Source organism: Streptomyces sp. NPDC055025 (genome assembly GCF_053608565.1).
On sequence record NZ_JBSGVS010000003.1, the window covers coordinates 172,613 to 195,359 of the forward strand.

At 70.4% G+C, this 22,747-nt stretch carries 16 protein-coding genes and 1 tRNA gene; 11 read left to right on the forward strand and 6 right to left on the reverse strand.

Translation table 11 applies throughout. From position 1 onward, the window contains the following. Together ACWGDX_RS03340 and ACWGDX_RS03345 are read right to left on the reverse strand one after the other, a co-directional pair. Positions 1 to 2,577, reverse strand: a complete 2,577-nt coding sequence (locus ACWGDX_RS03340) for an ABC transporter permease (RefSeq protein WP_453621731.1) — start codon at positions 2,575 to 2,577, stop codon at positions 1 to 3. Continuing rightward, complete coding sequence (locus ACWGDX_RS03345) at positions 2,574 to 3,362, reverse strand: ABC transporter ATP-binding protein (RefSeq protein WP_365901475.1); 789 nt, start codon at positions 3,360 to 3,362, stop codon at positions 2,574 to 2,576. Before ACWGDX_RS03345 ends, ACWGDX_RS03340 begins: the two co-directional genes overlap by 4 nt. Before the next feature lie 605 nt (positions 3,363 to 3,967). Here ACWGDX_RS03345 and ACWGDX_RS03350 point away from each other — a divergent pair. Continuing rightward, complete coding sequence (locus ACWGDX_RS03350; RefSeq protein ID WP_453621733.1) at positions 3,968 to 5,587, forward strand: MFS transporter; 1,620 nt, start codon at positions 3,968 to 3,970, stop codon at positions 5,585 to 5,587. Between the two features lie 177 nt (positions 5,588 to 5,764). Continuing rightward, entirely contained in the window at positions 5,765 to 7,246 is a 1,482-nt protein-coding gene (locus tag ACWGDX_RS03355; RefSeq protein ID WP_453621735.1) for a short-chain fatty acid transporter, read from the forward strand. A 180-nt stretch (positions 7,247 to 7,426) separates the two neighbouring features. Here the strand turns inward: ACWGDX_RS03355 and ACWGDX_RS03360 are convergent, their stop codons facing one another. Both ACWGDX_RS03360 and ACWGDX_RS03365 read right to left on the reverse strand, forming a co-directional pair. Further along, the gene (locus tag ACWGDX_RS03360) at positions 7,427 to 10,042 is read right to left on the reverse strand and encodes an SUKH-4 family immunity protein (RefSeq protein ID WP_453621844.1); all 2,616 of its coding nucleotides are present in this window, start codon (positions 10,040 to 10,042) and stop codon (positions 7,427 to 7,429) included. 5 nt (positions 10,043 to 10,047) lie between these two features. Next, on the reverse strand, positions 10,048 to 11,025 hold the full coding sequence (locus ACWGDX_RS03365; RefSeq protein WP_453621737.1) for an SMI1/KNR4 family protein: 978 nt from the start codon (positions 11,023 to 11,025) through the stop codon (positions 10,048 to 10,050). A gap of 307 nt (positions 11,026 to 11,332) precedes the next feature. Between ACWGDX_RS03365 and ACWGDX_RS03370 the strand changes: the two genes are divergently transcribed. Continuing rightward, positions 11,333 to 11,836, forward strand: coding sequence for a YwqJ-related putative deaminase (locus tag ACWGDX_RS03370; RefSeq protein WP_363081112.1), 504 nt, complete (start codon positions 11,333 to 11,335; stop codon positions 11,834 to 11,836). A 2-nt stretch (positions 11,837 to 11,838) separates the two neighbouring features. Then, positions 11,839 to 12,333 (forward strand): SUKH-3 domain-containing protein, encoded by a 495-nt coding sequence (locus ACWGDX_RS03375; protein WP_453621739.1) that lies wholly within the window; start codon positions 11,839 to 11,841, stop codon positions 12,331 to 12,333. Between the two features lie 80 nt (positions 12,334 to 12,413). Here the strand turns inward: ACWGDX_RS03375 and ACWGDX_RS03380 are convergent, their stop codons facing one another. Then, positions 12,414 to 13,757 (reverse strand): sensor histidine kinase, encoded by a 1,344-nt coding sequence (locus tag ACWGDX_RS03380; protein WP_453621741.1) that lies wholly within the window; start codon positions 13,755 to 13,757, stop codon positions 12,414 to 12,416. A 156-nt stretch (positions 13,758 to 13,913) separates the two neighbouring features. Between ACWGDX_RS03380 and ACWGDX_RS03385 the strand changes: the two genes are divergently transcribed. The 7 genes from ACWGDX_RS03385 to ACWGDX_RS03415 all read left to right on the forward strand — a co-directional run bounded on the left by ACWGDX_RS03385 (position 13,914) and on the right by ACWGDX_RS03415 (position 19,714). After that, entirely contained in the window at positions 13,914 to 14,813 is a 900-nt protein-coding gene (locus tag ACWGDX_RS03385; protein WP_453621743.1) for a hypothetical protein, read from the forward strand. After that, positions 14,799 to 14,870, forward strand: a tRNA-Gln gene (locus ACWGDX_RS03390). The genes ACWGDX_RS03385 and ACWGDX_RS03390 overlap by 15 nt, the downstream gene beginning before the upstream one ends. 122 nt (positions 14,871 to 14,992) lie before the next feature. Continuing rightward, positions 14,993 to 16,450, forward strand: coding sequence for a bifunctional UDP-N-acetylglucosamine diphosphorylase/glucosamine-1-phosphate N-acetyltransferase GlmU (gene glmU, locus ACWGDX_RS03395; protein ID WP_453621846.1), 1,458 nt, complete (start codon positions 14,993 to 14,995; stop codon positions 16,448 to 16,450). Between the two features lie 110 nt (positions 16,451 to 16,560). Beyond that, a complete protein-coding gene (locus tag ACWGDX_RS03400; RefSeq protein ID WP_453621745.1) occupies positions 16,561 to 17,538 on the forward strand; it encodes a ribose-phosphate diphosphokinase in 978 nt (325 codons plus the stop codon). Between the two features lie 267 nt (positions 17,539 to 17,805). Continuing rightward, positions 17,806 to 18,396: a 50S ribosomal protein L25/general stress protein Ctc gene (locus tag ACWGDX_RS03405; RefSeq protein WP_453621747.1), complete on the forward strand. Its 591-nt coding sequence runs from the start codon at positions 17,806 to 17,808 to the stop codon at positions 18,394 to 18,396. A gap of 170 nt (positions 18,397 to 18,566) precedes the next feature. Next, complete coding sequence (gene pth / locus ACWGDX_RS03410) at positions 18,567 to 19,163, forward strand: aminoacyl-tRNA hydrolase (RefSeq protein ID WP_453621749.1); 597 nt, start codon at positions 18,567 to 18,569, stop codon at positions 19,161 to 19,163. A 74-nt stretch (positions 19,164 to 19,237) separates the two neighbouring features. After that, positions 19,238 to 19,714, forward strand: a complete 477-nt coding sequence (locus ACWGDX_RS03415; RefSeq protein ID WP_453621751.1) for a hypothetical protein — start codon at positions 19,238 to 19,240, stop codon at positions 19,712 to 19,714. A 228-nt stretch (positions 19,715 to 19,942) separates the two neighbouring features. On the opposite strand, the gene ppc is transcribed toward ACWGDX_RS03415, so the two are convergent. Continuing rightward, on the reverse strand, positions 19,943 to 22,672 hold the full coding sequence (ppc, locus tag ACWGDX_RS03420; RefSeq protein WP_453621753.1) for a phosphoenolpyruvate carboxylase: 2,730 nt from the start codon (positions 22,670 to 22,672) through the stop codon (positions 19,943 to 19,945). Positions 22,673 to 22,747: the final 75 nt, after the last annotated feature.

A 22,747-nucleotide genomic window follows, 5' to 3' on the forward strand; every position in this document is an offset into this window, starting at 1 on the left:
CTATTCCGTGGCGATCGCGTTCAATACGTTCATCCGGCCCGCGCGGAACGCCGGGACCAGGGCCGCGAAGAGGCCCACGAAGGCCGAGGCGACGAAGACCGTCAGAATCGTCGGCCAGGGGATCTCCAGGACGCCGAGGCCCTCCAGGGCCAGCAGCTTCTGGGCCGCCGTGCCCCAGCCCATGCCCAGGCCCAGTCCGAGCAGGGCGCCGAAGAGGGCGATGACCACCGACTCCAGGCGGATCATGCGGCGGAGCTGGCGGCGGGAGAGGCCGATCGCCCGCAGCAGACCGATCTCACGGGTGCGCTCCACCACCGACAGGGCCAGGGTGTTCACCACACCCAGCACCGCGACGATGATCGCCAGAGCCAGCAGCCCGTAGACGATGTTGAGGAGCTGCCCGATCTGGTCCTTGAGGTCCTGCTTGAAGTCGGTCTGGTTCTGCACGGTGTACTGCGGATAGGCGGCGAGCGAGTCCTTGAGGGCCGCGTACGCCTCCTTCTCCTTGCCGTCCACGGCCGCCGCGAACATGATCATGTTCTTGGGCATCCGGTCGGCCGGGACATACTCCTCGACGGTCGTGATGTTGGCGTACATCGCGCCCTTGTCGATGCTCGTGTCGTCCGAGGTGATCGCCGCGACCTTCAGCTTTCCGGTCCTCCCGCCCGGGAAGACGACCGACATCTGGTCGCCGACCTTCACCCCGTGCTCCGTGGCGTACGCGTCGCCGACCGACATGGCGTCCTTGCCGTACGCCCCGGACAGATCACCGGCGGTGGTCTCGCGGCGCAGGTCCTGCGCGTACGTCGGGTCCGCGGCGGCCAGCCCCACCTCTTCGGTCTTCCCGTCCGGGGAGGTCAGCTTGACGTCGACCCACTTGTACTCGGTGACATGCTCGATGTCCGGCGCCTTCTCCAGCGCCGCCTGGGCCTGCGGCATGATCGGCTGGCCGTTGTCCGACTGGACGATGAAGTCCGCGCCGACCGACTTGTCCAGCTCGTCCGTGGCCGAGGCGACCATCGAGGAACCCACCACCGAGAGACAGGCCACCAGCGCGAGCCCGATCATCAGGGCGGCGCCCGTCGCCCCCGTACGCCGCGGGTTGCGCAGCGCGTTGCGCTCCGCCATCCGTCCCACCGGGCCGAACATCCGCAGGACGAACGCGCTCAGCACCCGGACCACTCCGCCCGCGAGCAGCGGACCGATGACGACGAACCCGATCAGCGTGAACACCACGCCCGCACCGAGGAAGAGCGAGCCCTCGCCCGCCTCCTCGGCCCGTGTCGAGACGAGCAGCGCGGCGGCGCCGGCCCCCGTGAGCACCAGTCCGACGCCCGCCCTGATCCAGCCGGCCCGTCCGTCGGCGGGCGTACCCGCCTCGCGCAGCGCGGCCATCGGGGAGATCTTCCCGGCGCGCCGGGCCGGCACATACGCCGAGACGACCGTGACCACGACGCCGAGCACCAGCCCGACCACCGGGGTCGTCCACTTCACGGTCAGATCCTGGGTGGACAGCTCCATCCCCATGGAGGCCATCAGCTTCATCAGCCCGACCGCGAGCCCCACCCCGGCGGCGACCCCGGCGACCGAGCCGATGATCCCGAGCAGCACGGCCTCCAGCAGCACCGACCGGTTGACCTGCTTACGGCTGGAGCCCAGCGCCCGCATCAGACCGATTTCCCGGGTCCGCTGGGCGACCAGCATCGAGAAGGTGTTGACGATCAGGAAGATCCCGACGAGGAAGGCGATCCCGGCGAAGCCGAGCATCGCGTACTTCATCACATCGAGGAACGAGCCGACGTCCGCGCGGTTGGCGTCCGCGGCCTCCTGCTGCGTCTGGAGCTTGTACGGCCCGCCGGCGAGCACCGCGGCCACGTCCCGCTTGAGGACATCGTCGCCGACACCCGGCTCGGCGGTGACATTGATATGAGTGAACCGGCCGGTGCCGCCGAGCAGTTCACGCTGGGAGGTCGCGGTGTCGAAGTAGACGACGGCCGCGCCCGGGTTGGTGACGGTGAAGGTGGCGATCCCGGAGATCTTCGCCGTGAAGTCGCCGGTGACCGCGATGGTGCGCAGCTCGTCACCGATCGCGAGATGGTGCTTCTCCGCGGTGTCCGCGTCGACCATCACGTCGGTGGGGCCGCGCGGGGCGTGGCCCGAGGTGATCTCCATCGAACGGAGGTCGTTGCGCGTCCAGTTGCCGGCGATCGTCGGAGCGCCGCTGGTCGCGCCCACGTTCTTGTCGGCGGAGTCGACGACGGTCACGCTCATGCTCATGACCGCGCCCTCGGCGGACTTGACGCCGTCCGCCTTCCGTACGCTCTCCACGAGGGAGGCGGGCAGCGTCTCGGGCCTGCCGGTCTGCGATATCTCGCCGCCGCCCTTGGCGGCCTTGGGGCTGACCGTGACATCCGAGGAGGTCGCGGCGAAGAGCTTGTCGAATGTCGTGTTCATCGTGTCCGTGAACACGAGCGTGCCCGAGACGAAGGCGACCGAGAGCAGGACCGCGACGGCGGAGAGCGCCATCCGTCCCTTGTGCGCGAGGAAGTTGCGCGTCGAGGTTCTGAGGACGGTCATGACGTACGTCCCCGGGCGTCGAAGTCCTTCATACGGTCGAGCACGGCCTCGGCGGTCGGCCGGAACATCTCGTCGACGATCCTGCCGTCCGCGAGATACAGCACCCGGTCCGCGTAGGAGGCGGCCACCGGGTCATGGGTGACCATCACGATCGTCTGGCCCAGCTCGTCGACGGACCTGCGCAGAAAGCCCAGCACCTCGGCGCCGGCCCGCGAGTCCAGATTCCCGGTCGGCTCGTCACCGAAGATGATCTCGGGACGGGCGGCGAGCGCCCTGGCCACCGCGACGCGCTGCTGCTGGCCGCCCGAGAGCTGGGTCGGCCGGTGCTTGAGCCGGTCGGCGAGGCCCACCGTCTCCACCACCCGCTGGAGCCACGGGCCGTCCGGCTTGCGGCCGGCGATGTCCATGGGCAGCGTGATGTTCTCCAGGGCGTTGAGCGTCGGCAGCAGATTGAACGCCTGGAAGATGAAGCCGATCCGGTCCCGGCGGAGCTGGGTGAGGTGCTTGTCCTTCAGCTTGGTGATCTCGGTCTCGTCGAGATGGATCTCGCCCGAGGTCACGGTGTCCAGACCGGCGAGGCAGTGCATCAGCGTCGACTTGCCGGATCCGGACGGGCCCATGATCGCGGTGAACTGCCCGCGGGCGATGTCCACATCAACATGGTCCAGCGCGACCACCCGGGTCTCGCCCGAGCCGTACGCCTTGACGACCTGCCGCGCTCGCGCCGCGACGGCCGTACGCCCTCCCGTGCCCCCGTGCTTGGGGATCGTTACAGCCGTTGTCACGGTATGTCTCCTAAGTCGGTCGATCGACAGGTAATGCGGTGCCATGCCGATGTGGTCGATTGGTTCACCGGTGCCCGGTGAGCCCGTGCTCCGAGTCTGTTGGTTCCGGGGCCCCCGGCGCGCTGGTGCTCAGCGCAGTCTTCGCCTGAGGTTTTCCCCACCCCCGCGCTACGGAGAGCCCCCCTCACGCGCTCTCGCGCTCTCCGCGGCGTAAGACCAAGGTAAGGAAAGGGGGCGGGAGTTCTCCTCCTCCACCGGGACGAACCGCCCCTGGACAGAAGTAAGGAGAACCCCCTAAGGGTCTCCACCCGCGGACGGAGCCCCTGGGTGGAGACGGCGTGGACGGCGGGTCAGGGGTCCGGCGCGGGCCGGTGAACGGGCCGCGCCCTCCCGCCGCGCGAGGTACGGGTGAGAAGGTGTCTTCCGACGAGATACATGCATAGGGAAGGAATCGGGATCCCGTGAGCGGCGCCGGCGACAGTACCGAGGACACCGGACGTACCGAAGCGATACCCGAAGCCCCGTCGGCGGACGCCGGTCCGCCGCCGGGGCCGAACCCGACTCCGCGGTCAGGGCCGCCGCCGTCCGGACCCTTGTCGGCACCGATGTCAGCACCAACGTCGGCACCGACGTCGGCACCGACGTCCGGACGGGCATCGGGACCGCTGTCGGCGCCGGCCGCAGAAGGGCCGTCCCGGCCGCGTGAGCGCGGCAGAGGGCCGGTGGTCGCCGCCCTGATGCTGGGCATGGCACTCGCCGCGCTCGACGGCACCATCGTCTCCACGGCCGTCCCGCAGATCGTCGGCGACCTCGGCGGATTCGCCGTCTTCTCCTGGCTGTTCTCCGGCTATCTGCTCGCCGTGACGGTCACCCTGCCGGTGTACGGAAAGCTCTCCGACACCTTCGGCCGCAAGCCCGTCCTGATCGCGGGCATCGTCCTCTTCCTCGTCGGCTCACTGCTCTGCGCCACCGCGTGGAGCATGGCCTCCCTGATCGCCTTCCGTGTCGTCCAGGGCCTCGGCGGCGGGGCGCTCCAGGGCACGGTGCAGACCATCGCCGCCGATCTCTACCCGCTCAAGGAACGGCCCAGGATCCAGGCCAAGCTGTCCACGGTCTGGGCCACTTCCTCGGTGGCGGGACCGGCCCTCGGCGGACTGCTCGCGGGATACGCGGACTGGCGCTGGATCTTCCTCGTCAATCTGCCGGTGGGCGCGGTGGCGCTCTGGCTGATAGTCAAGTACCTGCGCGAACCGGGCCGTACGGCAGCGGCGTCCCCGGCGGCGCGCACCGGCACCGCGCTCCGGCACCGGGTCGACTGGGCGGGCGCGCTCGCCGTCTTCGCCACCGGCGCGCTCCTGCTCACCGCGCTCGTGCAGGGCGGCGTCGCCTGGCCCTGGCTCTCCGCGCCCTCCTTCGCCTTCCTCGGCGGCAGCGCGGTCCTCGCCGCCGTCACGGTCGTCATCGAACGGCGAGCGGCGGAACCGATCATCCCCGGCTGGGTCTGGCGCCGCCGTACCATCGCGGCCGTCAATCTGGCGCTCGGCGCACTCGGACTGCTGATGGTCGCCCCGACCGTCTTCCTCCCGACGTACGCGCAGTCCGTGCTCGGCCTCGGGCCGATCGCCGCCGGCTTCGTACTCTCCGCGATGACCCTGAGCTGGCCGGTCAGCGCCGCCCTGTCCAACCGCGTCTACAACCGCGTCGGTTTCCGGCAGACCGCCGTCATCGGGATCTTCCTCGCGCTGCTGATCCTGCTCGCCTTCCCCCTGCTCCCGTTCCCCGGGCAGCCCTGGCAGCCGGCGCTGATCATGCTGCTGCTCGGCGGCGCGCTCGGACTCTTCCAGCTCCCGCTGATCATCGGGGTGCAGGCGACGGTCGGCTGGTCGGAGCGGGGGACGGCGACCGCGTCCATCCTCTTCTGCCGCCAGGTCGGACAGAGCGTGGGCGCCGCGGTGTTCGGCGCGGTCGCCAACAGCGTGCTCGCCTCCCGTCTCGCCGATCCGCCCTCCCCCGGACTCCCCCGCGATCTGGACTCGGTCTCGACCGCCCTGGAGAACCCGGCCGCGCTCACCGCCGAGGCCGCGGAGTATCTGCGCCGTGCGGTGGACGCGGCGGTGGACCGGGTCTATCTGGGCGCGGCGGTCGCGGCGGCGCTGGCCCTGCTCGTACTGCTCGTACTGGCCCCGAAACGCTTCCCGGTCATCGCCGAGAAGGACGCCGACTGAGCCCGGCGGCGCACACGACGCTCCCGATGTGCGCACCACAACGCTCCGGAAGTGGGGCACCCCCATGAAAGTGCCGGGTGCTATGTGGTCCGACTCCATTGTGTTCCGGTCACCCCGGGCCCAAGATCCTCCCCCGTCAGCCGACCCGACAGGCTGACCCGACAGTGAGGACACCCGATGACCACGGCACCCCCACAGGAGCCGGATCCGGACATGACGACCGGCCGGGAACCCTGGCCGGCACGGATGGCGCTGCGCTTCACGGCCTTCTCCGAGAGATGGCTGCCCGACGCGCTGGGCTTCGTACTGGTGGGCACCTTCGCGGTCTTCGCGCTCGGCCTCGCGACCGGCGAGAGCCTCTACGGCGCCCCCTCGGATCCGGCGGCGACGACCGGATACGGGCTGGTGGACGCGTGGGGCCAGGGATTCTGGTCCCTGATCACCTTCACCCTGCAAATGGCGATGATCATTATCGCCGGATACGCGGTCGCGGTCTCTCCCCCGGTCGGCCGGCTGATCGGCAGGATCGCGCTCATACCCCGGACACCGCGCGGGGCCGTCGCGTTCACGGCCGCCGTGGCGATGGTGACGTCCTACCTGAACTGGGCCTTCAGCCTGATCTTCACGGCGATCCTCGCCAAGGAGATCGCCCGCAGGGTCACGGGGGTGGACTACCGGGCCCTGGGCGCGATGGCCTTCCTCGGACTCGGCACCGTCTGGGCCCAGGGCCTGTCCGGGTCGGCGGCGCTCCAGGTCGCCAGCGCCGCGTCGAGCCCGCCCGCCGTCCAGGAGGTCATCAAGGAGGGGCGCGGCAGCGGTCTGATCCCGCTGACGGAGACCATCTTCCTGTGGCAGGGCATGGCGGCCACGGCGGTCGTCTTCGTCGTCGCCGTGGGCATGGCCTGGTTCCTGTCACCCTCACCGGAGCGCGCGAAGACGGCCGAACAGCTCGGCATAGAACTGGGCCCCAGCGTGGCCGAGCAGCGCTCGCCGCTGCGCCGCGGCCGGCCCGGCGAGTGGATCGAGTACAGCCCCGTCTTCGCGATCCTGCTGTTCGCACTCGGTGTGTGGTACCTGGCACGGCACTTCGCCCGCGCGGAGGGCAGCGCCCTCAACGCCCTCGACCTCAACACCGTCAATCTCATCCTCATCCTGCTGGCGCTCATCCTGAACTGGCGGCCCGTACGCCTGGCCCAGGCCGTCAAGGACGGAACACCGGCGGCCTCGGGTGTACTGCTCCAATTCCCGCTGTACGGCGGGATCTTCGGGATGATCGCCTTCACCGGGCTGAGCAAGACCATCGCCGGCTGGCTGGTGTCCGTCTCGAACGAGTTCTTCTACCCGGCCTTCATCGCCGTCTACAGCGCCGTCCTCGGGGTCTTCGTCCCCAGCGGCGGCAGCAAGTGGGTCATCGAGGCGCCGTACGTCCTGGACGCGGCCAACCAGCTCCATGTCAACCAGGGCTGGGTGGTCGTGGTCTACGACCTCGGCGAGGCCAGTGCCAATCTGCTCCAGCCGTTCTGGATGCTGCCCACGCTGACGATCCTCGGCCTCAAGGCACGCGACATCATGGGCTATACGTTCGCCATGTTCCTGGTCTGCTTCCCTGTGGTGCTGATCCTGGTCACGCTGTTCGCCCGCACGCTCAGCTTCCCGTGAGGTCCGCGGGCCCGTAAGACCCGTAAGACCTGTGCAGCCCGTGAGCCCGTAAGTCCGCGAGCACAAGGGCGTTGGAGCCCCACGGGCCCACCGCGCGGCGGGCCGGAGACCCCCTACCGGGTCCCGGCCCCCGCGCGTCAGGCGCCGCGCGTCAGGCGCCGCGCGCACCTCCGGCGGACCTCACAGCAGCCCGTCCCACATCTGCTCCAGCAGCACCGACCACCAGTTCTCCGGCGACGACAGCGCCGCCGCGTCCAGCGACACGAGCTGCGCCTGGAAGTCGACCGTCCAGCGGCCCGCCTGCTCCGGGTTGAGACCGAAGCGCAGCCGCCACATCCGGCCCAGCAGCGCCAGCGACCTGGTGAACTCGGGCAGTCCCGTGTTGACGAACTGCGGCGGCACCGACTGCCCGCCGGGGCCCGCCTCCACCGGCACCGCCATGATGTGCGCCGTGCCGTACTGGACACAGAGCGCGCGCCCGAAGTCGCTGCCCACCACCAGATACGAACCCGCGTCAGGCGCGGCGTGCACCTGCCGCTGCGCGGCCAGCTCGGCCAGTGTCGGCATCACCGGATGCGGAGGCTGCGCCCAGAAGAACGGACCGAAGTCGGCCGGCAGGCCGGCCCACACCAGCGTGCGCGCCACGATCTCCGGCACGCCCTGACGGGACACCGCCCGCTGGTCGAACCGGCAGATGCCCTGCGGACCGAACGCCCCCAGCAGCTCCTGCGCGACCCCCTCCGGCGGAATGGGCGGCGCGGGCGCCATCGGGGGCAGCGGGGCACGGACCGGCGCGGGCCGCGCGGGCCCGTCCGCGACCTGGTGCAACTCGCCCTGGTGGGTCAGCAGATGCCGCATGCCCTGCTGCCGGCTCGCGTGATCCTGACCGTACGGCGCGACGCTGGTGATCCGTACCTGCGGCCAGGTCTCCCGGATCATCCGCGCGCAGTACCCGCCGGGCAGCTCGCACGACTCCAGCTCCGTGTGCAGTTCGAGCACCTGCTGCGGCGGCACGTTCAGCGCGCGCAGCTCATGCAGGATCTGCCACTCGGGGTGCGGGGTGCCGGGTGCGGAGCGCCGGATGAGCTGGGCCTCCGAGCCGTCGGGCGCGCGATAGCGGAGCACGGCCTGATAGCCGGGCCCGACGGTCGGCGGACCGGGCGGCTGCTGCGGATAGCCGTACGCCGGAGGCTGCCCCTGGGCCGACGGCGGTACGGGACCTGGCATGCCCGGCGGCACGCCAGGGGCCCCGGGCACACCGGACGGATGCGGCGGGCCAGGAGGCCGCGGAGCCGACGGCGGTACGGGACCGGCCTGGCCGGATCCCGCCGGCATCGTCGCGGCATGGTGCGCCCCACCGGGCGGCACACCGGGAGGACCGGGCGGACCGGGAGGCTGAATAGGAGCACCCGGGGCGCCGGGCGGACCGGGAGGCCCGGGGGGCTGTGGGGTGCCCGGAGCGCCGTGGTTCGGAGCGGCGTGGTTCGGACCGGCGTGCATCGTCGCCGCGTGTCCGCCCGGAGGCGTACCGGGGCCACCCGGGGCACCGGGAGGTCCCGGGGGTCCGGGAGGGCCGGGAGGAGCGGGCGGACCCGATCCCGCGAGCATCGTCTCGGCCAGATGCGCTCCGTCGGAAGGCGCACCCGGGGCGCCGGGCGGACCAGGAGGAGCGGGCGGACCAGGAGGGCCAGGAGGGGCGGGCGGACCCGGCGGCCGTGCTCCCTCGGGACCCGTGTTCGAGACCAGCTGCGTGGGCAGATAACCACCCGCCGGAGCACCGGGCGCACCCGGCCCCGACTGCGGCGGCGCCCCGCCCGGCGGCCAGGCGCCGGGAACACCCGGAACACCCGGAACACCGGGGGCACCGGGGGCACCGGACGGCGGAATCTCCGCGTCACCGCCCCGCCCGCCGTGCCGCGCCGCGGCAGCCGCGCCCGCGGGCACGCCGGGGGACACTCCAGCGCCGCCCCCGTCGGCACCGGCACCGCGCCCGCCCGGTATCGGACTCACCGCCGTGGACGGCAGTTGGCTGCCCCCCGACATCAGCGCCGTCGGCGCCTCGGCGCCCACGACCGGCGGCGTGTCATCGTCGTCCGAACCGGACAGCGGCGGCGCGAAGACCGTCGCGGGCAGCGGTACGGAACCCTCGTCGGCCGAGCCGACGCCATTGGTGTCCGTCCCCGCCCAGGGTGTGGCCCCGGCGGTCGCAGCCGAGGACGGAACGGGCACGCCGTCACCGGCGGCCGGCACATACGCATGGCCACCGCCACCGCCGTAACCGCCTCCCGGCGACGACGGCGAAGGCGCGGACGGAGCGGACGCGGACGGAGCGGACGGTGACGACACCGCGGGCGAAGGCGCGGGCCCGGAGACCGCTCCGGCACCCGGAACAGCCGACGGGGGCACCGCCAAAGACGGATCCGGAGCACCCCGTCTGTCCGCCGCCTCCTGAAGCCACTCCGGCGGGGTCAGCAGGAACGACGTCTGGTTCAGATCGATACGCCTCGGCGGCTCCGGCGCGGCCGGCGGCGCCTCCGGCACCCCGTACTCCTCCTCGTACCGGCGGATCACCTCGCCCACCGGGAGCCCCGGCCACAGCGTGGCCTCACCGCTGTCCCGCGCGATGACCAGCCGCTGCCGGCCGCCGTCCGACGTGGGCCCCGCCTCGCGGTCCTCCGCCCAGACGACGAAACCCAGCTCGAACTCCCTTACCCGCACCTCCCGGTGCTGATATCCGGGCAGATCGCCATTGACCCACTCTTCCGCGCGCTCCTGCGCCTGCGCGAAGGTCACCATCGCGCTCATCCCTCCACCGGGACGGCGCGCGCGAAGCCGCCGTCCACCATCAGGTTCGCCACGGTCTCCAGCTCCGGCGGACTGCCCGCCAGCCTCAGCAGAAAAGCGTCGAAGTCCTCACCGCAGGGCAGCAGCAGCCGCTCCACCCGCTCCCGCACACTCCAGCCGTCCTGGTCCCTGGCGTCGTCGTACGCGCAGAACCAGACCGAACCCACCCGGTCACCCCGCACCTTCACCGCGAGAATGCCGCCCTGGACAAAGGCAACACCCAGATAGTCCTTGGTCAGATGGTCCCGCAGGCACTTGTTGACATACACCAGGTCATTGACCGCGGCCTCCTCACGCACCGTGAAGAACGGCTGGTCCACCAGCAGCCCCAGCTCCGGATCGAGCGCCGCGCCCACCGGCGCGCAGCCGCCCGCCGCCTTCAGGAACGCGCGATACGCACCGGGCAGCCGATAGCCGAGATCCTCCTCGACCCCCTGCAACTGCTGCTCGCTCACCGACACCGCGCCCTTCGGCAGCCCGAAGTGCACCGGCCGGGTCTCCTGGAGCGGACGCGTGCCGCGCTTGCCATGGTCCACGGCCGTCGTCGTCAGCCCGCCGTGATGCCGCAGCAGCGCCTTCACCTCGACCGGCACCAGCACCAGCCGGCGCGAGGCCGGAAGGTGGTGCCACGTCCAGCCGTGCGGAGTCGCCACCGAGGGGACCGTGTCCCACAGCTCATGCCCCGAGGCATGCAGCGCGGCATTGGCCGACACGTAGTCCGTCAGCCGCAGCTCGTCCACACCGAACCCCTCCGGAGGCTCGGCTATCTCCACCGCCGCGCGCGCGTACGGCGAGAAATCCGGAAAGCCGGTGCCATCCACCCGCACCCCTCTGGGATGCCGGGAAGCCCGGACCGGGTCCGGGAAATGCACGACCTGCCCGGCGTAGGCCGCGTTCGGTGGCGCGGCTTGCTGCCCGAGCCGACCTGTCGTCATGGCGGTTGCCCCCTGGTGCGTCCGGCTGGTTCCACAGCCCTGATGCCGCACAGCCTATGCGGTGGGACAAGAGGGGCTCCGACGCTCCTCCACAGGGCCGATCCGATCATCATCCCCGCGTCCACCCCGGCCATCACGCCTCCCCCGAACCGGTGACCAACGGTCACGCGCGGGTGACCCAGCGCCGACGCCACGCCATGATTCACGCCCCAGCTTCCCGACCGCCCGTCGTATTTGGCAGTCTGTCCACACAACCGGGGGCGTGACACCAGCGGCTACCGCCGCGGGCACGGGGAGGGGACAGCACTTGCACACCGCATCGACAGACGCATCCGGCGACCCACGCCTCGGCTGGAGCAGCACCGAACCACACCGTCCGCCCGTACTCCACCGGCGCCGCGACGGCATCCTGCCCGCCGTCGCCGCCGCGCTCTCCGTACGCGGCCGCACAACCCTCACCTGCACCGGGGGCAAGGGCGACCAGCCACCCGAACTCCACCCCCTCGTACAGGACTTCCTCGACACCCTCACCAGCGGCCAACGGGAACGTTTCACCGGACGCTGCCCCGAGGCGATCCTGCTCTCCCGTCACCTCACCGCCGCCGAGGCCGACCGCTCCAAACGAGCCCGCCGCAAACCCCTCACCCACGGCGAGGCACGCCGTACCCTCAAACACTCCAAACTGACGGCCCGTCGCATCCGCGAGGACGGCGACCCGCTGCACGGCGGCTACGCCCCGCCCTGCCGCTCCTGCTCGGCGCTCCTCGCACACTTCGGCGTACGCCCCGTCGACCCCACCCAGAACGGCTGACCATGCCCGACCTCGACACCACCCGCTTCCCCGTACCCGTCGACGCCGCGCTGCGCGAGGCGGGCTGGCGGCCAGGACGCCGGGACATGCGGCAGGCCGAGGAATGGGCCGACGCCCTGCGCGCCCACATCACCCCCGCGGGACACCGGCTCAACGTCTTCCCCGCCGCCGTCGAGGCCTGGGCCGAATTCGGCGGACTGCGCCTCACCGCGCCCGGACCCGGCCGCCAGATAGCCCCCGCCTCCCTGCTGATCGACCCGCTGGCCGGCCTCCACCTCGCCCGTACCCTCGCGGACCTCGGCCGGTCCCTCGACACCGAGATCAGCCCGCTCGGCGAAGAGAACGACGGACAGGCCGTCCTCGCCATCGACACCGCCGGACGCGTCTTCAGCATCGACCACACCGGCGACTGGTACCTGGGCCCGGACCTCGACCGGGCACTCGGCACCCTGCTCACCGGCATGGAACCGTCGAGACTGACCTCGGCCACAGGCTGACCCCGCCCGCCGGGCCGACTCCGGCCCGCCCCGGAACCGTCAGCGGCCCTCGAACACCGGCTCCCAAAAAACGACCGTCCCTACGCGGACGCGCGGTCCGGCAGCACCGCCGACACCCGGAAACCCCCCGCGTCCGTCTCCCCCGACACGAACACCCCGCCCAGCGCCAGCACCCGCTCCCGCATCCCCACCAGACCGTTGCCCCCGCTCGGCAGCCCCGCGTCCTGCGCACCACCGTCCGAAGGCCCGTTCTCCACCTGCATCGCGACCTCCGCCTCCCGGTGCGCCAGCCGGACCATCACCTTCGCGCCCGCCGCGTGCTTCAGCACATTCGTCAGCGCCTCCTGCACCACCCGGTACGCCGTCTGCTCCACCTCCGGCGCATACGGACGCGACTCCCCCTGCACCGAAAGCTCCACCACCATCCCCGTCTCCCGGGACTGGCCCACCAACGCCTCTATGTCCCCCATACCAGGACCGTCCCCCGCCGCCGCGGCAGCCGCCGCCGCGGCCGCCCGCCCCACAGCCGCCAACGGAACCCCCGGCGAGAACACCTCCCCCGGCACACCGTCCGCCGCCTTACGCGCCGCCACCTGCTCACCCGCCCGCAGCACCCCGAGCATCTCCCGCAGCTCCGTCAGCGCCTGCCGCCCCATATCACCCACCAGCGCCGCGTTCTTCACGGCCTTCGGCGGATCCTTCAACGCCACCGCCTGCAACGCCGCCGCGTGCACCACCATCAGACTCACCCGATGCGCCACCACATCGTGCATCTCACGCGCGATCCGCGTCCGCTCCTCCGTACGCGCCCACTCCGCACGCTGCTCCGCGCGGTCGGCGAGCAGCGAAAGCTCCTGCTCCAGACTGTCCGCCCGCTCCCGCAGGCTCTCCATCAGCCGCCGTCTCGCCCCGACATAGAGCCCGAACAGCACCGGCGGCGCGGTCAGCCCCACCGACATCAGAACCGCGACCACGGGCACATACCAGCGCGCCGAGTCGAACGCCGTGTCCGCCACGTTCTGCCGGGTCCGTACGAACGTGACGATCAGCGTCCCCACCAGCGACATCCCGGCCAGCGCGCCGATGATCCTGCGTGGCGCCTCCGAGGCGGCGAGCGTGTACAGCCCGACCAGCCCCATCAGATAGCCCATCTCCGCCGGCGTGATCGCGATCGAGACCAACACCACGGCGAACGGCCACCGCCGCCGCACCAGCAGAACCGCCCCCGCGAACAGCCCGAACAGCACCCCCACAGGGACCGGCAACGCGGCGGTATCCGCGAACCGGACCCCCTCCAGCGCACACTCCAGCGCCGACACCAGCGCCAGCCCCACATCCAGCACGGCACTCCGCCACCGCCCCCACCACCACAAACCGCGGGGAGTCACTCCCGCGGCGTCCTGATGCGCCCCCGTTGTGGTCATGTCTCCCACCCTACGGGCGCCCGCACCCCATTTTCCGGCGACCGCCCCACCACGGAACGCGACCGAACACGCCGGGAACACCCGTCGATCCCTCGAACTGGTGAATAGCCCCCGCACTCGATCCGCACGTCCCGATTCCGGACGACGATCTCCCCTATGACAGCAATCCACAGCAAATATGCCGACTTCGAGGGACTCCGCGCACAGGCGGTGGCGCTGCGCCGTGAAGGCCTCAGCCGTCGCCAGATCCGGGACCGCCTCTATGTCGACAACAACGACATCCTCAACCTCCTCCTGGAGGGCGCGCCGCCCCCGGAGTGGACCAAGCGCCCGAACGCGAAGGACGACCTCCGCGAGAAGGCACGAGAGCTGCGCCTGAAGGGCCTCACGTACGACCAGATACAGCTTGAGCTGGGATGCTCGAAGAGTTCGATCTCACTGTGGGTACGAGACCTGCCGAAGCCGGAGCGGCGCGACACGAAGGAGCAGGCGAAGCTGGCAGCGAAGAAGCGCTGGGAGCACGAGCTGGCGGTACGGGACGAGGAGCGTCGGACAACCAAGGCCGCAGCGACCGCCGAGATCGGCACGATGAGCGACCGGGATCTGTTCGTGACCGGCGTGGCCCTGTACTGGGCCGAGGGGACCAAGGACAAGTCGTACGCACGCCGCGAGAGTGTCATCTTCGTCAACAGCGACCCGAGTGTCATCCGCGTATATCTCGCATGGCTCGGCTTGCTCGGAGTTGGCCCCGAGCGGCTGCGCTACCGCGTGATGATCCACGAGTCCGCCGACGTGGAAGCCGCAGAACGGTACTGGGCGGACCTCGCCGGCGTCGACGTGTCCACCTTCCAGAAGACGACCCTGAAGAAGCACAACCCCAAGACGGTACGAAAGAACGTCAGTGAGGTCTATCGAGGCTGCCTCGTGGTCCGGGTTACCCAAAGCGCCGATCTCTACCGTCGCGTCGAGGGGGCCTGGTACGGCATAGTGTTGGGGACCGAACCGACAGCCCAGCCGAATAGCCGGTTCAGTCACCTACGGTCCCCCATGGTGTAATCGGCAGCACTGCGCACTTTGACTGCGCCTGTTCAGGTTCGAGTCCTGATGGGGGAGCTGCCCCGTTTCGACTAGTTTTCGGGTCCCGACCGCACCGGTCGGGACCCGTCCTCGTTTCCGCGTCGAAACCCCCCGGTATCCTGCGGGTGTCCACCACCCGAAAGCCGAAGGGCATTCCCGTGAGCGCCATCCGCCCGGCAGCCGTCGTCGTTCTCGCAGCGGGTGAAGGGACCCGCATGAAGTCCAGGACTCCCAAGGTTCTGCATGAGGTCTGCGGGCGCTCGCTCGTCGGACATGTCGTGTCCGCGGCCCGTGAGCTGGGGCCCGAGCAGCTCGTCGTCGTTGTCGGGCATGCCCGGGAGCAGGTCGAGGAGCACCTTTCCGTCGCGTACGAGGGGGTGCGCACCGCTTATCAGGCCGAGCAGAACGGCACCGGGCACGCGGTGCGGATCGGGCTTCAGGAGTTGGGCGGGACGCCCGACGGGACCGTGGTCGTCGTATGCGGTGACACCCCGCTGCTGACCGGTGAGACGCTCAGGGCGCTGGCCGCGACCCACGCGGCCGACGGTAACGCGGTGACGGTGCTGACCGCCGAGGTTCCGGACTCGTCCGGGTACGGGCGGATCGTCAGGGACGGCGCGAGCGGCGCGGTCACGGCGATCGTGGAGCACAAGGACGCCACCGACGCGCAGCGTGCGATCCGGGAGATCAATTCGGGGGTGTTCGCGTTCGACGGGCAGCTGCTCGCGGACGCGCTGGGGAAGGTCCGTACGGACAACAGCCAGGGTGAGGAGTACCTCACGGATGTGCTGGGCATTCTGCGGGAGGCCGGGCACCGGGTGGGTGCGTCGGTCGCGGTCGATCACCGGGAGATCCTGGGGATCAACAACCGGGTCCAGCTCGCGGAGGCGCGCCGGCTGCTGAATGGGCGGCTGCTGGAGCGGGCGATGCTGGCGGGGGTGACGGTGGTCGATCCGGCGTCGGTGCTGGTGGATGTGACGGTGACGTTCGAGCCGGACGCGGTGGTGCATCCGGGTACGCAGCTTCTGGGGTCCACGCATCTGGCCGAGGGCGCGGAGGTCGGGCCGAATTCGCGGCTGAGGGACACGCAGGTCGGTGCGGGCGCCCGGTTGGACAATACGGTCGCGGACGGCGCGGTGGTGGGTGAGGCGGCGCTCGTGGGTCCGTATGCCTATCTGCGGCCGGGTACGCGGCTGGGGGTGCGGTCGAAGGCCGGTACGTATGTGGAGTTGAAGAACGCGACGATCGGCGAGGGCACGAAGGTGCCGCATCTGTCGTATGTGGGGGACGCGACGATCGGGGAGCACACGAACATCGGTGCGGCGAGCGTGTTCGTGAACTACGACGGGGTGCACAAGCACCACACGACGATCGGGTCTCACTGCCGGACGGGTGCGGACAATATGTTTGTGGCGCCCGTCACTGTCGGGGACGGTGTGTACACGGCGGCCGGGTCGGTGATCACGAAGGACGTTCCGGCGGGTGCGCTGGCTGTCGCCCGGGGCCAGCAGCGGAATATCGAGGGTTGGGTGGCCAGGAAGCGTCCGGGGAGTGCCGCGGCGCAGGCGGCCGAGACGGCTCGTACGGCGCCTGGGAGCGCCGAGAGCGAAAGCTGACCGGAAACAGATGCGCCGTTCTCGGCGTACCGTGATATCTGCACGATTCGGCTGGCTCGCAGGGGACACGCGGGCGCAGCGGCCATCAACACGTCTGAGGAGACAGTGCTGTGACCGGGATCAAGACGACCGGCGAGAAGAAGCTGATGCTCTTTTCCGGCCGCGCCCACCCCGAGCTGGCCGAGGAGGTTGCCCATCAACTGGGTGTGGGGATTGTGCCCACCAAGGCATTCGATTTCGCCAATGGTGAGATCTATGTCCGGTATCAGGAGTCGGCGCGCGGTGCGGACTGTTTTCTGATCCAGAGCCACACGGCTCCGATCAATAAGTGGATCATGGAACAGCTCATCATGATCGATGCTCTGAAGCGGGCTTCGGCCCGGAGCATCACGGTGATCGTTCCCTTCTACGGGTATGCCCGTCAGGACAAGAAGCACCGTGGCCGGGAGCCGATCTCGGCCAGGCTGGTGGCGGATCTGATGAAGACGGCGGGTGCGCACCGGATCCTGACGGTGGATCTGCACACGGATCAGATCCAGGGCTTTTTCGACGGTCCGGTGGATCATCTCTTCGCGCTGCCGGTCCTGGCGGACTATGTGGCGGGGAAGGTGGACCGGTCGAAGCTGACGGTGGTGTCGCCGGACGCGGGGCGGGTGCGGGTCGCGGACCGCTGGTGCGACCGGCTGGGCGCACCGCTGGCGATCGTTCACAAGCGGCGCGACAAGGATGTCGCGAATCAGGTGACGGTCCACGAGGTGGTCGGCAATGTGGCGGGCCGGGTGTGTGTCCTGGTCGACGACATGATCGATACGGGTGGCACGATCTGCGCCGCGGCGGACGCGCTGTTCGCGCATGGCGCGGAGGATGTGATCGTGACGGCGACGCATGGTGTGCTGTCGGGTCCGGCGGCTGATCGGTTGAAGAATTCGCAGGTGAGTGAGTTCGTGTTCACGAATTCGCTGCCGGATCCGGGCAATCTGGATCTGGACAAGATCACGGTTCTGTCGATCGCGCCGACGATCGCCCGTGCGGTGCGTGAGGTCTTCGAGGACGGTTCCGTGACGAGTCTCTTCGACGAGCAGGCGTAACGTCCCTGCTTGTACCGCTTGCGCTGCTTGGGCGGCTTGCACCGCTTGCGGCACTCCTCCCGCGGGGCCCGGCCTCGTGGTGACGGTGGAAGATCGATTTCTGGGCGGCCTCCCCGCCGGGTAGACTCAGCGAGTTGCTCGGCGAGGGAGGCCGCACTGTTCCGGTGCGGCGGTCCGTTATCGACGCGCTCTTCGTAGCAGGCCTGTCGTGGCCGGGTGACGGCCGATTCCGGTCACCTTTCGCTCATTACTACGAGGAGTGCAGCCATGGCTGAAGTGAAGATCAGCGCGGAGATCCGTACCGAGTTCGGCAAGGGCGCCGCCCGCCGTACGCGTCGCGCCAACAAGGTCCCCGCGGTCATCTACGGCCACGGCGCGGACACCGTCCATGTGACCCTGCCGGGCCACGACCTGATGATGGCGCTGAAGACCGCGAACGCGCTGATCGGTCTGGACATCGAGGGCCGCAGCGAGCTGGTCATCCCGAAGGCGGTGCAGCGCAACGCGATCAGGGGTCACATCGAGCATGTCGACCTGCTCGCGGTGAAGCGCGGCGAGAAGGTCACCGTCGAGGTCGCGGTGCACACCGAGGGTGAGCTCGCCCCGGGCGCCAACCTGCTGGAGAACGTGCTCAACACCCTGACCGTCGAGGCCGAGGCCACCCACATCCCGGATTCCGTCACGGTCTCCGTCGCGGGTCTGGACGCCGGTGACTCGATCGCGGCCAAGGATGTCCCGCTGCCGTCCGGCACGACGCTGGTGACGGACGCGGACGCGGTCGTCATCCAGGTCCTGTCGGCGCAGGCCGAGGAGCCGGCCGCGGAGGGCGAGGGCGGCGCCGAGGGCTCCGAGGCCTGATCCGTACGCTGTGCCCCACGGGGTGGCGGGCCGCCGGACGGCCCCGCCACCCCGTTCGCCTGTGCGGAGCGCCGCGCGGGGCACCTGGCGGGGCACCGCCGGGGCCACCGGGCGCACCGCCCGTACGTTCGTTCCGCACCCGTATACGTATGCGAGGAGACGCAGCGCGGATGACGACAGATGCCAACGCCCCCTGGCTGGTCGTGGGCCTGGGGAACCCGGGTCCGGGCTATGCGGCCAACCGGCACAATGTCGGGTTCATGGTGGCCGATCTGCTGGCGGCCCGTATCGGCGGTTCGTTCCGGCGGGCGCAGAAGGCGCAGGCCACGGTGGTCGAGGGCCGGTTCGGGCCGCCGGGTCCCGCGGGCCGCCGGGTCGTGCTGGCCAGGCCCACGTCGTATATGAATCTCTCCGGGGGCCCGGTCGTCGGGCTGCGTGATTTCTACAAGGTGCCGACGGAGCGGATCGTCGCGGTCCATGACGAGCTGGACATCGACTACGGCACGCTGCGGCTGAAGCTGGGCGGCGGGGACAACGGCCACAACGGGCTGAAGTCGATGACGAAGGCGATGGGTCCGGGCTATCACCGGGTGCGGTTCGGGATCGGCCGGCCGCCGGGCCGGATGCAGGTGGCGGACTTCGTGCTGAAGGACTTCTCGTCGGCGGAGCGCAAGGAGCTGGACTACTTCGTGGACCGGGCGGCGGACGCGGTGGAGGCGCTGGTGCTGGAGGGGCTGGAGCGCGCGCAGAGCACGTACAACTCCTGACAACCTCCGCATTCCCCGTCGTTCCGCCGCCGGAAGTTGACCGGGCATGTGCCCATGGCCAAAGATCCCGCCCTATGAAGGGGAAGCGGAGCAGTTCCGACCGCGTGCTGTCGTTCGGGCGCCGGGCGGCGATGGCCTGTATCGCCCTGCTGCTCCTGGTCGCGGGTGTCTGGTCGTCCTGGAGCTCGGCCCAGCATGTGGTGCTCGCCAAGGGCCGTGAGCACGGCACGCTGACGGTGGAGCGCTGTGCGGACGAGAGCTGCACCGGGCCCTACGACCCGGACGGACCGCAGGGGCCGCGGGCCGGGATGACGATCGGGCAGTCGGTCGCCGTGAAGAAGGGCGAGCGGTTCCCGGTCGTGGTGAAGCCCGATACGGACGAGCTGGTGCGTACGGGTACGGCCGGTCTGCTGTACGCGTGGGTGCCGCTCGGCGGGGCGCTGCTGCTGGCTTCCCTGATCGTCGGCGGCGGGCTGCGGCTGACCCGGACGGCGTGGGGGACGGCGCTGGCGGGCGTGGCGCTGCTGCTGGCCGCGTTCTTCGCGGTCTGACCGTCCGCGCGCCGCGCGCGTACCGTACGAGCCCGCTCGCGCGCGTACGGTACGGAACCGCTCGCGCGTACGGTACGGAACCGCTCCCGTACCGTACGAATCCGCTCCCGTACCGCACAGAACCGCCCCGCCCGGGTTTCCCGGAGCGGGGCGGTGCCGTACATCAGGCCGTGCGTCCTCCGAGACCACGCGTCCCTCGGGCCACGTGTCCCTCGGGTCGTGCCGTGGTCAGCCGGTGTTGCGCAGTCCGGCCGCGACCCCGTTGACCGTCAGCAGCAGCGCCCGCGCGAGCAGCGGGTCGGGGGTCTCCTGGTGCTCGGCCGCCGCGCGCTGGCGTGCCAGCAGCGAGACCTGGAGGTAGGAGATCGGGTCGAGGTAGGCGTCCCGGATCGCGAAGGTCTGCTGGAGCGCCGGGTTGGAGTCGAGGAGCTTCTCGCCGCCGGTGATCCGCAGCACCTCCGCCACGGTGAGCGCATGCTCGGTCTCGATGCCGGCGAAGACATGCTTCAGCTCGTCCGGCACGAGTGTGTCCACATAGTGGCGGGCGATCCGCAGATCGGTCTTGGCGAGCGTCATCTCGACGTTCGCGAGGAAGTTCTGGAAGAAGTGCCAGTGCTCGTACATCTCGTCGAGCACGGTGTCGGGTCCGGCCTCGCGCAGTGCCTTCAGTCCGGAGCCGACGCCGTACCAGCCGGGCACGATCTGGCGTGACTGGGTCCAGCCGAAGACCCAGGGGATGGCCCGCAGCCCGTCGAGTCCGGCGCCCGAGTCGGGCCGCCGGGAGGGGCGGGAGCCGAGATGGAGGTCGGCGAGCTGGTCGACGGGGGTGGAGGCGAAGAAGTAGGCGGGCAGGTCGGGGTCCTCGACAAGGCCCCGGTACGCGGCGTGCGCGGCGTCGGAGACGGTGTCCATCGCCGCGTCCCAGCGGGCCAGTGCCTCGCCGGACTGGCGCGGCGCGGTGTGCAGGGCGGATGCCTGGAGGGTGGCGGCGACGGTCAGTTCCAGATTCTCCCTGGCCAGGGAGGGGATCAGATACTTGTCGGAGATGACCTCGCCCTGTTCGGTCACCTTGATCTCGCCCTCCAGCGTGCCCCAGGGCTGGGCGAGGATCGCGTCGTGGGAGGGGCCGCCGCCGCGGCCGACGGTGCCGCCGCGGCCGTGGAAGAGCCGCAGCCGTACGCCGTGGCGGTGGGCGACGTCGCGCAGCCGGCGCTGGGCCCGGTGGATCTCCCACTGGGAGGTGGTGATGCCGCCGAACTTGGAGGAGTCGGAGTAGCCGAGCATGACCTCCTGGACGTCGCCGCGCAGGGAGACGAGTCGGCGGTAGGAGGGGTCGGCGAGCATCTCGTCGAGGATGACGTCGGCGGAGCGCAGTTCGTCGGTGGTCTCCAGCAGCGGGACGATGCCGATCTTGGCCCAGCCGCCGTGCAGATCGATCAGTCCGGCCTCGCGGGCCAGTACGGCGGCGGCGAAGACGTCGTCGGCGCCCTGGCACATGGAGATGATGTACGACTCGATGACTTCGGGGCCGAAGCGCTCGAAGGCTTCCTTGACGGTGAGGAAGACGCCGAGGGTCTTGTGTCCGGCGGCGTCGAGGGGGGCGGGGCTGGGGGCGAGGGGGCGGCGCGAGCGCAGTTCCTTGGCGAGCAGTTTCTGCCGGTAGTCGCGCGGCATGTCGCTGTAGCGCCAGGATTCCTCGCCGAGCCGGTCGAAGAGCTGTCCGAGCGCGTGGTGGTGGGCGTCGGCGTGTTCCCGTACGTCCATGGTGGCGAGCTGGAGGCCGAAGGCGGCGAGCGTACGGATCGTACGGTCCATGCGGCCGTCGGCGAAGAGGCCGCCGCGGTGTTCGCGCAGGGAGGTCTGGATGAGGGTGAGGTCGTCGAGGAGTTCGGCGGTGCCGAGGTAGTCGCGGCCGTCGTCGTGCGGGGTGCCCTTGGCGAGGCGCTCGCGGGTGTTGACGAGCTTCTGGCGGATGCAGGTCGCCTTGAGGCGGTAGGGCTCCTCGGCGTTGAGCCGCTTGTAGCGGGGGCTGATCTCGGGGAGCCGTTCCAGGTCGGTCCGCAGGGAGGTGAGCAGTTCCTCGGTGGCGCCGGTGTAGCGGATGGAGTTGGAGAGCTGGCCGCGGAGCTGGTCGATGAGTTCCAGCGCGTCGGTGATGCCGTGCTCGTGCTGGAGGATCAGTACTTCACGGGTGACCTGGGGGGTGACGTTCGGGTTTCCGTCGCGGTCGCCGCCGATCCAGGAGCCGAAGGTGAGCGGCCTGGTGCCGGGGGGCAGTTCGACGCCGACGCGCTCCAGCTCGCCGACGAGGTCCTCCAGGACGTCGCCGACGGCGCCGGCGTGCAGTTCGTCGAGGTAGTAGATGGCGTTGCGCGCCTCGTCGACGGGCTCGGGCCGGACGACGCGGAGTTCGTCGGTCTGCCAGATGAGGTCGATGGACTCGGCGAGCCGCAGATCGTGGCGGCGCCGGTCGGAGGCGATGACGGGTGCCTCCAGCAGTTCGGCGACGCGGCGGAGCTTGTTCAGTACGGAGCGGCGCGCGGCCTCGGTGGGGTGCGCGGTGAACACGGGCCGTACGTTGAGGTTCTTGACGGTTTCGCGCAGGTGCTCCGGGTCGGCGTCCTTGAGCCGGTCGGCGGTACGGGCCAGGAGCCCGCCCTCGGCCGCGCGCCGTTCGCGCATCTCCCGGCCTCGGTGGACCTGTTCGGTGACGTTGGCGAGATGGAAGTAGGTGGAGAAGGCGCGGACCAGTTTGGCCGCGGTCTCCAGGTCGGTGTCGCCGAGGAGTTCGGCCGCTGCCTCGCCGTTCTCGCGTGTCAACGCGCGTACACGCTCGACCAGGTCGAGAAGTTCGGGGCCTTCCTGGCGTACGAGGGTCTCGCCCAGCAGGTCACCTAGACGGCGGATGTCTGAGCGCAGCTCCGCGCTGGCGGATGGGGTCTGGTCGGCACTGCTCACAGGTGCGGCTCCTTGCAGTGTTTGAGCACGTCTGGAGGGTTCTGGAGACTTCGCGGACCGCGCTGTCCGACGTCC